At 39.3% G+C, this 12103-nt stretch carries 14 protein-coding genes; 5 read left to right on the forward strand and 9 right to left on the reverse strand.

Annotated features, from left to right (window positions below):
• Positions 1-212: 212 nt before the first annotated feature.
• The 3 genes from RMY32_RS00570 to RMY32_RS00580 are packed head-to-tail and all read right to left on the reverse strand — an operon-like array spanning position 213 to position 1130.
• Positions 213-605 (reverse strand): transposase, encoded by a 393-nt coding sequence (locus RMY32_RS00570; protein ID WP_322713537.1) that lies wholly within the window; start codon positions 603-605, stop codon positions 213-215.
• Between the two features lie 19 nt (positions 606-624).
• A complete protein-coding gene (locus RMY32_RS00575) occupies positions 625-795 on the reverse strand; it encodes a hypothetical protein (RefSeq protein WP_322713538.1) in 171 nt (56 codons plus the stop codon).
• A complete protein-coding gene (locus RMY32_RS00580; RefSeq protein ID WP_322713539.1) occupies positions 795-1130 on the reverse strand; it encodes a DUF433 domain-containing protein in 336 nt (111 codons plus the stop codon). The genes RMY32_RS00575 and RMY32_RS00580 overlap by 1 nt, the downstream gene beginning before the upstream one ends.
• 297 nt (positions 1131-1427) lie before the next feature.
• Between RMY32_RS00580 and RMY32_RS00585 the strand changes: the two genes are divergently transcribed.
• The 3 genes from RMY32_RS00585 (at position 1428) to RMY32_RS00595 (ending at position 3878) form a co-directional block, all read left to right on the forward strand.
• Entirely contained in the window at positions 1428-3152 is a 1725-nt protein-coding gene (locus RMY32_RS00585) for an ABC transporter ATP-binding protein (protein WP_322713540.1), read from the forward strand.
• A 134-nt stretch (positions 3153-3286) separates the two neighbouring features.
• Entirely contained in the window at positions 3287-3646 is a 360-nt protein-coding gene (locus RMY32_RS00590) for a type II toxin-antitoxin system Phd/YefM family antitoxin (RefSeq protein WP_322713541.1), read from the forward strand.
• 25 nt (positions 3647-3671) lie between these two features.
• Positions 3672-3878 (forward strand): Txe/YoeB family addiction module toxin, encoded by a 207-nt coding sequence (locus tag RMY32_RS00595; RefSeq protein WP_322680486.1) that lies wholly within the window; start codon positions 3672-3674, stop codon positions 3876-3878.
• Positions 3879-4037: 159 nt separating this feature from the next.
• On the opposite strand, the gene RMY32_RS00600 is transcribed toward RMY32_RS00595, so the two are convergent.
• Positions 4038-5495 (reverse strand): protein adenylyltransferase SelO, encoded by a 1458-nt coding sequence (locus tag RMY32_RS00600; protein WP_322713542.1) that lies wholly within the window; start codon positions 5493-5495, stop codon positions 4038-4040.
• Positions 5496-5841: 346 nt separating this feature from the next.
• Between RMY32_RS00600 and RMY32_RS00605 the strand changes: the two genes are divergently transcribed.
• Entirely contained in the window at positions 5842-6054 is a 213-nt protein-coding gene (locus tag RMY32_RS00605; RefSeq protein ID WP_322713544.1) for a hypothetical protein, read from the forward strand.
• A gap of 647 nt (positions 6055-6701) precedes the next feature.
• Here the strand turns inward: RMY32_RS00605 and RMY32_RS00610 are convergent.
• On the reverse strand, positions 6702-7157 hold the full coding sequence (locus RMY32_RS00610; RefSeq protein WP_322713545.1) for a hypothetical protein: 456 nt from the start codon (positions 7155-7157) through the stop codon (positions 6702-6704).
• Between the two features lie 376 nt (positions 7158-7533).
• The gene (locus RMY32_RS00615; RefSeq protein ID WP_322713546.1) at positions 7534-8109 is read right to left on the reverse strand and encodes a GNAT family N-acetyltransferase; all 576 of its coding nucleotides are present in this window, start codon (positions 8107-8109) and stop codon (positions 7534-7536) included.
• 612 nt (positions 8110-8721) lie between these two features.
• Here RMY32_RS00615 and bioB point away from each other — a divergent pair.
• Positions 8722-9729, forward strand: coding sequence for a biotin synthase BioB (gene bioB / locus RMY32_RS00620; protein WP_322713547.1), 1008 nt, complete (start codon positions 8722-8724; stop codon positions 9727-9729).
• A gap of 70 nt (positions 9730-9799) precedes the next feature.
• Here bioB and RMY32_RS00625 read toward each other — a convergent pair whose 3' ends face one another.
• The 3 genes from RMY32_RS00625 to RMY32_RS00635 form a co-directional block, all read right to left on the reverse strand.
• Positions 9800-10981, reverse strand: coding sequence for a class I SAM-dependent methyltransferase (locus RMY32_RS00625; protein WP_322713548.1), 1182 nt, complete (start codon positions 10979-10981; stop codon positions 9800-9802).
• A gap of 82 nt (positions 10982-11063) precedes the next feature.
• Positions 11064-11393: a XisI protein gene (locus tag RMY32_RS00630; RefSeq protein WP_322713549.1), complete on the reverse strand. Its 330-nt coding sequence runs from the start codon at positions 11391-11393 to the stop codon at positions 11064-11066.
• Between the two features lie 315 nt (positions 11394-11708).
• Positions 11709-11954, reverse strand: coding sequence for a type II toxin-antitoxin system VapC family toxin (locus RMY32_RS00635; RefSeq protein WP_322713550.1), 246 nt, complete (start codon positions 11952-11954; stop codon positions 11709-11711).
• Between the last annotated feature and the right edge of the window lie 149 nt (positions 11955-12103).

Raw genomic sequence — 12103 nt, forward strand, 5'->3', positions numbered from 1 at the left:
AGATGAACTAGAAGCTTTGTTACTACTTCGTTGTCAAGAACTAATGAAACAACATGATTTAATCTCTGGTTTAACTTGCTACTACTGGTGGCCAAAAACAAGGGCAGCTTAATTATAAGTGTTCATCCGAACTTGATATAAAACACCCATTTCATCAATAAAAACAAGGTTTTCTGGGTCTACTTGTTTTACTTTCTCCCAATACTCTATTCTCAACCTTTGGACTCTTTCTGTTTTCGCTTGACTACTCCTAACGGTCTTTTTTTTCGTGTTAGTTTTTGTTTTTGCAATGCACAGCACATTACACTTGCACATACCCAAACGTTATATTTTTCTCCAAAATACTCACAGTATTCTAATAAAGTTGCGTCTCGATGGCTTTTAACCATTTCAGCTAATTCGCTATCGTACTCATCCAATTTACCCTTCATTGTCCCACCTTGCTTTTTAGGTTCTAGATGACCTTGGGTTCTTTTTAGCTGGAGGAGCTTTTGTACATAACTTTTCGCTACACCAAATTGAACGGCTACTTTTCTGACCGAAGTATCACCTCTTTCATACGCATTTACTATTTTTGAACGCAAATCGATTGAGTACGGTTTCATTGTAGTTCTTAATACACTATTATTTAATGTACCTCACAAACCTCGAAAGTGCTGTATCTGGATCTGGAGTGCCCTTGGATGGCACATCTAAATCCCCAATAATTCGCACGACCAATTCAGGGTTGCGCCGCACAAGTTGGGAGCGATATGTAGGATTTAGATGTTCATCCAACAGATACCGGATTGCCATTAGCTTTCCTGTAAATGCTTTGAAGCGTTTTCTTCCTGCATCCGCCGAAACCTCATCCTGGCAGGAGAAGGATTTCGCTGTTGTTCTTCGCGCATGGTTCGGGAAAATTCTAACCAATCTACCAGATACGAATCAACCTCTGAACGATGATGCAAGTAATACAAAATCGTGGCGTAAACCTGTTCTAACGTCACCGTATGAAATTGTTCGGCAATTTCTTCTGGTGTTTTAGAGCGATAGATATACTCGTAAAGAATGCTCTCAATGCCAATGCGGGTTCCTTTGAGTCGAATGTCATCTGGTGCAAGGGTGTTGAAATACTCTTCCAGTTTCATAAAGCAAGACCCCACGAATGAACATTCTACTTCAATCATAGAAGAACGCTAAAACAGTTTGTAACTAATTAGTGAACGTGAGTTCGACAAGTCTTATTTGACTTCTCCCCCAGCCCCTCTCCGAGGCGGAGAGGGGAGCAAAAAGCGGAATTTTTCTGGCTCCTCCCTTTCCGTTTCCCAAAGGCAGGTTGGGAGGGAGAGGTTCATCGGAACTCACGTTAATTAGTTAATTGTTTAGAAACTCCCCAAAAACTGCTAGCGTCAAACAAAGTAAAATATCGCTGTGGACTTTCGAGCTTGAAAACGCGTTCTAATTACTGGCAACTACTGCCTTATATCCGACTTCAGTGGCAAACTATCACCAAGGGACTTATTGGTATTTTGGGATACGTGCTGGCGACATTAGTATTAATTAATCTCGCCGGGAAATTGGCAACTCCTTTTGCCCAAGGTAATGTAGTAGCGATCGCTCAAATAACTGGTAGCTGTGCCTTAGTATTTCTTGTTCGAGGTTTGTTTCAGTCTATACAAGATATGTACATGGCAAAAGCTGCTTTGCAAGTTGCTTTTCATCTCCGCCAGCAAGTTTACGCGCATCTGCAAAAGCTCAATCTCAGCTATTTTGAAACTGCAAAAGCAGGTGATTTATCTTACCGCCTCACTGAAGATGTTGACCGCGTTGGCGAAGTGGTAAATAAAGTATTTCACGACTTTATTCCCTGTATTTTGCAGTTGTTAGCAATTCCGATTTATATGATTTATCTAAATTGGCAACTAACATTAGCAACAGTGATAGTTGCACCACTCATGGGTATTTTAGTTGGCTGGTTTGGCGAACGCTTACGCAAATATTCCTCAAAAAGTCAAAATCGCGTATCGGGTTTATCAGCCATCATCACGGAAGTTTTCAACGGTATTCGTTTGGTGCAAGCTTTTGCTGCTGAAAATTACGAAATCGCCCGTTTTGGCCATGAAGCAGAACGCAGTCTCAAAGCCAAATACTCAGCCGAACGCCTGAAAGCGATTCAGATTCCGATCATTGGATTTTTGGAAGCCTTAAGTGCGTTATCGTTACTGATTGTGGGAGCTTGGCAAATTTCCCAAGGTAACTTGACAGTGGCGAATTTTTTCAGTTACCTGGCGGCGGCGGCGCTGTTAATCGATCCCATTGGTCATACTACTAATAACTACAACGAATTTAAGCAGGGTGAAGCATCTGTTGACCGCGTTTTTGAATTGATGGCAATTCAGCCGACGACGATCGAAAAGAACGATGCGATCGCTCTCCCTCCAGTCAATGGCAAGGTAGAATATCGTCATATTTCCTTCGCCTATAAACCAGGTGAACCTGTATTAAAAGATATCAGTTTATTGGTATCGCCAGGTGAAGCGATCGCTCTTGTGGGTGCTTCTGGAGCTGGTAAAACCACATTTGTCAACCTCCTCCCCCGTTTTTACGACCCCGAAGTTGGGCAAATATTCATTGACGATGTTGATATTCGAGATGTGAAACTGCATAGTCTGCGGCGACAAATTGGGATTGTTCCTCAAGAAACCATCATGTTTTCCGGGACGATTGCCCAAAATATCGCCTTTGGACAATATATTTTTGACATAAAAGCAGTTAAAGAGGCGGCGAAAATTGCTAATGCCCATCAATTTATTAGCCAACTACCAGAAGGTTATAAGACTTGGGTAGGCGAACGTGGGGTAAACTTATCAGGTGGACAAAGACAAAGAATTGCGATCGCTCGTGCTGTTTTGCTCAATCCTCAAATCTTGATTCTTGATGAGGCGACATCAGCCTTAGATTCAGAGTCAGAAGCATTGGTACAGGAAGCGCTGGAAAGATTGATGGAAAAACGGACGGTGTTTATTATTGCTCACCGTTTATCGACAGTTAGAAGATGCGATCGGATTTTAGTTCTCGAACAGGGACAAATTGTCGAATCGGGAACCCATGAAGAATTATTAGCCCTAGAACGTCGCTATGCGCGGTTTTATGCCCAGCAGTTTAGTTAGTCAGAATTGCTTGACCAGGTTTTTTGAAAATTTTACTCTATCATAGAACAATCGACCTGTACAGACTTTCTGTACAGGTTAAGCAAGAATATACTTAATTTAACTTACAAGTGCAAAGGAAACTCTTGATATTTATGGTTTCTAATACTTATACCTACACACAAGCACGAGAAAAGCTGTCTGAACTGTGCCAGAAAGTTACTTCAGAACGCGATTTTGTAATCATTACACGTCGTAATGCTGAAAGTGTAGCTTTAATACCTGTTGATGAACTTTCTAGTATTTTAGAAACTGCTCATCTTTTACGTTCCCCTCGTAACGCTGAACGTTTGTTAACAGCTTTAAATCGAGCTAAATCAAGAGTTGTGGAATCTCAAAGCTTGGATGATCTTAGTAAGGAGTTGGGATTTGACCAAAAAGAAGAACCTCAAAAACCAATCAAAAGAAGAAATTCCAGCAACTCAAAAGCAAAGAAAGACAGTATTTCAACCTGAATTTTTAGAAGACTTAAAATTTTGGGTGGAAAACGATCAACGAGTTACCCTTAAGGTTTTGGATCTTGTCAAAGAGATTTGCCGAGATCCTTTTAAGGGGAAAGGAAAACCAGAACCTTTAAAATATTTAGATCCTAATACTTGGTCTCGCCGTTTAACACAAGAACATAGAATTGTATATCTTGTAGAAGATGATGAAATAAATTTTTTACAAGCTCGTTATCATTATTAACTATTAATTATCCCAAAATATAAGTAGCACGGTTTTCTGTGCGAATGCTACTCATAGCCCATTTTATCATGGAAACGCAGGCCAAAGGCATCTATTGACAAGAAAGCAGGGGGGCAAAGGAAAAAAAGGATTTTCGTTATAAGCCTTGCCCCTTTTTAACTATCTCCTAGACTGAATTTGCTTGACTAACTCATAAAAAGGGTGCCAATTATCTTCTTGAGCAATTGATTCCCAAATAGATTCAATCACAGGTCTTAATAATGCCGTTTTTGGATTATGAATAGCTAGAGTTTGGGCAATTATATCGGTGCGATCGCTATCAAAATCATTCAAGATTTTGTGGTATGCTATGCACCAATCATCAAAAATTGCTGATGCGCCCGGTACTGGTACAATATCTGAATTATTCATTACAAAACCTGGTTCATCCCGCCATTTCAATGAAAAAGTGCGAGCCATCTCATAGAAGAATTGATGATAACCAACTTGGCTCGCTTTCAAGAATTCAATCGTAAGATTTAAGAGTTCTTCAACTTGTGGATTTTGCAACTCCGCAAAACCTAACTTTTTCAACATCAAAGAACTGTATTCAGCTTGATAATATTCATCAAACCTAGCTAAACTATTCTCCATATCGCCTTTATTAATAATTGCCTTTAAAGGTTCCTGGAGCATTTCTAAATTCAGCTTGCAAATTATTGGTTGATTACTGTAACAGTAGCGTCCATAATAATCAAAATATGCAGCGATAAAGTATGGGTCATAAGTAGGGATAAATGCATAAGGCCCATAATCAAAGCTTTCTCCCGTAATCGACATATTGTCAGTATTCAGGACTGCATGACAAAAGCCAGCCGCCATCCATTGTGCTACTAGTTCTGCAACCCGTTTAACTAATTCAGCGTAAAACAGGATATATTTATCTTCTTCAGCATTTAAGTGTCGATAATACTGCTCAATTACGTGGTCTAACAGCTTCTTAGTTAAATCTGGACGCTGGAAATAGTGCAGTCGCTCAAAAGTGCCAAACCGAATATGAGAACTGCTCATCCTAACCATCACAGATGAACGGGTAGGCGAAGGTTCATCGCCCCGCCAGAGTGGTAAACCTGTTTCAATCATGCTCAGACAGCGCGAAGTACGTACACCCAAGTAGTGCAATGCTTCCGCAGCTAGAACTTCCCGCATCCCACCTTTGAGCGTCAGCATACCATCGCCACCACGGGAGTAGGGCGTTCTCCCAGTACCTTTAGTGCCAAAATCGTATAATTCGCCATCATTGGCGCGTACTTGCCCGTAGAGAAAGCCTCTACCATCACCCAACTGTCCGTTATATTCGCCAAATTGATAGCCGTGATAACGCAATGCCAACAAGGGTTTGCGCCCCTGAAATTGGCCAAAGGCTGCGATGAAATCTTCATCTTTGACTGCTTGGGGGTCTAGACCGAAACGGGGTAATAGTTCATCGTTACGCCAACGCAGGAGGTGTTGAGGAAATTCCGCTGCTGCAACCTCATCGTAGTAGTCGCCTCCTAGAGATTCTAAGGCGGTTTCGTAGTTGAGGGTGAGAAAAGGATTGCTAGAATTCTTGTCGTTTGGAGTTTCAGCCAGAGTCATTACGAGCAAAGCTAATTCATTCTTTCTTTAATACTACCTCTGGCTTCAGCATCATCAGCATAGACGCAAAAAGCGATCCAGATCAAAATCGGGAGCGCTTCAGCAGGCAGAAGTAAGCCACCTTGGAAAACGTGGAATTGAAGCAAGAACGCTGACTAATTTGTAGTTGTATCAAACTGCCTGATAAAATCATCAACGATAAATTTCAGTTTTGTATTTTTTATTACTAACAAACTTTACATTAAACTATGCTTTATCTACCTGAAATTATTCACTAGATAGAAGAAGAGGTTTAGTAATAAAAAGTATTCTCTTAAAAACAAAACTAAACAATTCTTCTTTCTAAATGTCAAGTAATTTTTTTACACCAGTAGAAGAAAGAGAAAAAATCTTTTGTACAGAACTGGTTCAGTGCGGTGTGTTATATGAAAAAGCGGTTACTGCCGCTAAAATTTTAGCTTCTGGTCAGCCAGATGAGCTTTTGTCGTCTGAAGAGAGAAAAGTTGTCAAAGATGCCTGTGAAAAGTGGTTTGTACAGAATAAGCCCTATAAATGTTGAAGCTTATACACCCGTTTTGGGTTAGGCAACTCAGAATAATTAGAACGCTGAAGCTGGCGTCAGTTCGTAGACGCGTGTCAATCGCTCACGAGTAAATTTCTACCTCTGCCATGAGGTATTGGCTCTTGTAAAATCGCTTTCAATCGCCTATTACACGAATAAGCCACATGGAACTGCATATATTGATGTGATGATTTGACTCGGTTTGCTCCCTAATTGCATGACAGTCTCTCTAGCTTTACCTGGATTTTAACATTTATGTTTGAAATTCCAACGCTTTTGTTTTGTATTTATCATCACTAGCAAACTTTACATGAAACTATGCTTTATCTGCCTGAAGTTATTCACCAGATAGAAGAAGTTGCGCTCTTTTAGAGGTTGTTTGAAAAGTGGTTAACTGTGATTTTAATCACCCCCTTAATCTCCCCAATGTATTAGGGGGAAACCGAAAAATCCAGTTCTTTCCCCTTGTAAAGTGGAGGGTTAGGGTGCGGTAACAAATATTTGATACATCAATCATAACTTTTCAAACATCCTCTAAAATCAATAAAGTTTTGGATATAAAAAAATAAGACTGGCTGAATCGAAGTTTGGATAAAATCCGCCAGTCTTGCAAAATTTAAACTTAATGAAATAAAACTGATTTTTTATTTTTTAATTGGTTGTGATGTTGGTGAAGCAATTTCTCCTGGTTTTGATGTTGGTTGTGATGCCTGTGAAGATAGAATTTTTTTCACTTGCAGGTTATAGGTTTGCAAAATTGATTGAACTTGTTTCTGTTGATCTTGATTCAAATCCAAAGATTTTAACACTATTCTGATTCTCTGACGGGATTGCAGTGCAGCCTTAAATTTAGTGTCTTGGGACGGGTTTAATAAAGCCTCAATATCCTTATCTCTTTGCTGGCGAGCCGCTTGGATTTGTAGGCGCTGTTGATTTGTGAGTTTGATTGCCTGGTGTGATACAGCACTAGTCTGAGTTTTTAAGGCTGGTGTAGTGCTGGGATTTGGGCCTGGTGCTGCTAAGACAAATCCGTTCAAGACGGTAGCAAAAGCGAAGATAGTAGAAAAGACAGATAAGCGCTTTATAGAATTAATGAGCATTTAAAAAAACTCCTCAACTGTTTAATAAATTGGACACATCGGCTAAAGCTAACTTTAGTAACTAAGCTTGTTAGCGAACAAATATTACTATTGCATTTGCCTGTGGAGCTGTTGTGTATTTATGATGAATTTACTATGAATTTGTAGAGATTCACACCTAATATATTAAATTCATTCTCATATAAATATGATAAAATTGCGAATAGCTGTAAAATGAATATTACTCAGAAATTATAAATAAGTATTTGAGTACAATTTAAAAATTAGTTACTTATATAGATTGACTAAAAACGTTAATGATTATGAATTATAGATTAATTTAAAAGCAGTTTTAATAGATAAATTAAATAAATAACATTGATAATATTCTCATTTATTAAATTTTAGGTTCTTTCCAATAAGGATTTGTAAGACTTGTCAAAATATGATCTTCCCATTGCCCATTAATTAGCAAATAGTCTCTAGCGTATCCTTCAACGACAAAACCGAGTCTTTTGAGTACATTACCACTGCGCCGATTGTGAGGCATATAGTTAGCCATAACTCGGTGAAAATTTAACTCTTCAAATAGATATTGAGTTGCAGATTTTAACCCTTCTGTCATATATCCTTTTCCTTGTTTATTTTCAGCAAGGCTATATCCCACATAGCAAAAATGAGCGGCTCCTCGGACAAAATTGCTAAAGTTGATCGTTCCAATAACTACGGTAGGATTTTTTTTGGTAAAAACAAATAGTTTTAAGGATTGCCCATTGATAAATTCTAGAAAACTATTCTCTATCTGATATTGCCAATATTCTTCAATGAAAAAACCATCAGCCCAAAGAGGGTAAAATGGAGTAAGATAAGTTTTGTTATCAATAAAGTACTTGAGAATTTGGGGTATATCTTCATGGATCGCTGCTCGTAATAATAGGCGATCGCTTGCAATTATTGGCAGTTCTGATATCATAAATTACTTAATCGGCGGGATCTCTTCTCAAAATATTCTCTAAATGTTATAAATTCTCTCATAGTCTGCGGTTTAGCAGCAGTTAGATTAGCTGTCTTATTATCAGGGCTTACGCAAGTTTCATAATTTTTTCATAAAGTTTGTCAAGAGTCAGGGGTCAATTAACTGATTTTATAGAGACTTTGAACTCTTGACCAGCATGACAAAAGATATATGTATCTGACTTTTCACGTTATGTGGAAAAGTCCACAAAAACCTAACCCCCTAACCCCCTTCCCGTGTCGGGAAGGGGGAAAATTCAAAGTCTCTCTCCTAAAAGGAAGAGAGTTTTAGAGAGAGGTTTTTCAGATACCGTGAAAAGTCAGATATATTTATGCCCAATGCCCTTTACAAAAGATGGGGTGAGTATTTTTGCTCTTAATCTGCCATTCAACCAAAATCTTGATAAGCTGATGTCTAATATCTAGAGCGGAAGGATTGAGAGCCAATGGGTGATAAAGCACAGTCCAGGGTACAACTTCGATAAAATAGCTTTGCCCAAAGGCTGTACCGCAGCAGATTTAAGCAAAAGACAGCTTAAGATTTAACCCAGTCTACAAGAAGGATAGTGATGTGGTGGGAATACGCTACGATTGGCAGGAATTAGAGATTCGGGCGATTTACAATACGCTATTGCTAGAGCTGATTTATCAAGCTGCTAGCGTGCATCGCCAATATCATGACCCAACAAAAATACAAGTTTGTAAGCTCATATCTATCAAAACGGGAGGTTGTCCAGAAGATTGTAGCTACTGCGCCCAATCTTCCCGTTATAAAACAGAGGTAAAGGCGCAAGCACTCCTAGAAAAGGAAACGGTAGTTAACATCGCCCAAAAAGCTAAAGAAACTGGTGTTAGTCGCATTTGTATGGGTGCTGCTTGGCGCGAAGTCCGGGATAACTCACAATTTGAGGAAGTCCTAGAAATGGTCAAGGATGTGACTGCAATGGGTTTAGAAGTGTGCTGCACTCTGGGTATGTTGACGGCAAATCAGGCTAGGAAATTAGAAGAAGCAGGACTTTATGCCTACAACCATAACTTAGATACCTCGCAGGAATATTACAGCACAATTATTACCACAAGGACATATAGCGATCGCTTGAACACAATTGAGAATGTCCGTCAGACAAATGTTACTGTCTGTTCTGGCGGTATCCTGGGTTTAGGCGAAACAGTCGATGACCGGGTTGGGATGTTACAAACTCTGGCAAACTTACATCCCCATCCAGAGTCTGTGCCAATTAATATTCTTTCACAAGTACCGGGAACACCCTTAGAAAATCAGCCTGATGTCCCCATTTGGGATATTGTGCGGATGATTGCCACAGCGAGAATTTTAATGCCAGCTTCCGATGTGCGTCTTAGCGCTGGTAGGGCGAGACTTTCTCAAGTTGAGCAAGCTTTCTGCTTTATGGCAGGAGCCAATTCTATCTTTTCTAGCGACGACAACAAGATGTTGACGGTGACAACTCCTTGTCCAGATTACGATACTGACCGAGAAATGCTGAATTTACTTGGTTTGGGAATGCGTCCGCCTTCCCAAAGACAGGAGAAGGTAGCAAGTTCGGCTGTTGTAGGGTAACTATCTAATTGTGGGATAACCGAAAGGCCCATCCCACAATTAATAATTGGATATTTTTTACTTGAATTCCCTAAGCAGGTGTCAATAAAATCAACTGCTGTTGCAAAAGGGTTCTTACCCCATCTAATCCCAATTCTACATTTGTCAATATCTCTGCAACTGTGGCATTAGCATCACATCTTTGCATAAACTCAAATTCTGCTACAGATAAATTCACAATTTGGTAATCGTAATTAAAGAAACATTGACTGGGAAATCCCTCAATACAAGGATTCAGTTCGGGAATCGCTGCTAGTAGAGCATTATCCTCTGACCAGTCGGCTTTGATTAAGGGAGGACGACCGAGGAAAAACTCGTAATGAGTTACTTCTGGGTCTAATAATTCTATCAGGCGATAAAGCTGGCGATCGCTCAATTCTTTTGCTCGTTCTACTAACTCTGGTGCTTTGCCTAAAAGTCTCTCCAAATCCCAAAAGCTCGGATTCGAGAAACCAATAAATTCCAATCCCGAAGCATCAATTAATTCAAACAGCGTTTCAATGTTGTAGTCAATTTCTTGAGGATGAACGTACATATCAGCAAAGTATTCATCCTTGTTGTTTTCGAGCGACCAACGTTGTTTATCGTATTTGACAATTCGGTTATTTTCTGGTAAGGAAGCGAATATTTGTCGCCCGACTTGGACACCATCGCGGTAGTCGCCTTTTTTGTCACCTTGGAGGAGGGCGATCGCTTTTTGCATGAGTTGAATTTCCCAACGTCCCAACTCCCCGTACACAAAAATGTGCATTAAGCCGCCTGGGGCTAACTTTTTCGCCAAAGCTTGAATTCCGCGAATGGGATCGGGGGTATGATGCAAAACGCCAACACAGTTAATTAAATCAAACTCACCTGTTAACTGTTCTACATCAAACAAACTGAGGTGGTGAAATTCAACGCGGTTAGCCCCTGAACGCTGACAACGTTCTTTGGCTACAGCTAAAGCACCAGTACTGAGGTCAATTCCCACAACAGAAGCTTGAGGATTGAGGTGAACTAGGTACTCTGTACCCACACCAGTACCGCAACCTGCATCTAAAATCCGAATATCTTGCCTTTGGGGTTTTTGACCGGTACAGAAGTTATGAGCGGCTAGCCAATTCCAGCGCCAGTTGTACCCTGGAGGTGGTTCATCCAACAAAGCTTCTGGCGGAAAGGGGTAGGTATTGTAGAGTTTGGCAACAGCAGCACTAACAGTTTGGGAATCGGACATGATGAGGAATAACGCAGCATTTCTGAGTTTAACGGATAGTGGATGATTAGGGCAAAGATTACTATTGCTTATTTACTGCTACTTATCCAACAGCAAAGTCAGTAAATTCGCGTTTATAAGGAGCATAAAATCCTAATACAATATCTTCTTTCGGTACACCAGCAGCAATTAATTCATTAGCAATACCGATTTCTGTACCATCTCTTTGTATCCAATTTTTTTCGTCTTTGATATCAACATGAATAATAACTCCATAAATTCTCCGTTGTTCTTTCCAGCCAATATTTAAGACTTGATAATGATGGCGTTCCGCCTCAAAGAACAATTGAACCTCTGTTCCATTAACCACATCATTAGCTGAATGGTTATTTAAAATATCTTGAATTATTTTAAAATGATTTATTCCTTCCATAAAACAATGTCCTGATTTAAGGAATTAAATATTAAAAGTTTAAAATAATTGATGCACCTGAATGGACAAGAATCATTCATAACAGGATTTTAAATGATGATTCAGCTTGCCAAGCTTATCAAAAACTTTTACATTCAGCTAATTTTAACACACCTCATTTTGTCTATCACCTCTTGGAAAAAAGCATTGTAAATAAACTAAAAATTAAAGAAAATTTGTCCAGTATAACTCAATAAATATTAAACTACTTTGGCAATCAAACTTAGATTAAATTCTGAAAATTGCTAGATGACACAGTTTTTTAGGTTATAAATTTTAAGATATAGTCCAATCCTCTAAACACAAATTAGGCACTTTTTCAAAATCCTTGCGGTTGCGTGTAACTAAAATCCCATTAACTGACAGCGTAATTGCCGCAATGCGTAAATCTTGTGTACCAACGCGAATTTTTTGCTTAACTAATTCAGCGTAAATATTACAAGCTTTAGTATCAAATTCAAGTAATTTGATATTTTTGAAATATTCTATTTCATCCCATAATCCCTTGTATCCCCATATCAATTTGTCATACTTATACCAATTAAAAATGAATCTGCATATAATGGGGAGAAGCAAACTAGGTAAGTTAACAGAACCATGAGCCGCCCATTTAAAATTGCGATCGCCGAGAGCGAAGAGGAACTGAAAAAACGCCTACAAACAGTGTCTTC

Source organism: Nostoc sp. ChiSLP03a (genome assembly GCF_034531215.2).
GTDB lineage: Bacteria > Cyanobacteriota > Cyanobacteriia > Cyanobacteriales > Nostocaceae > Nostoc.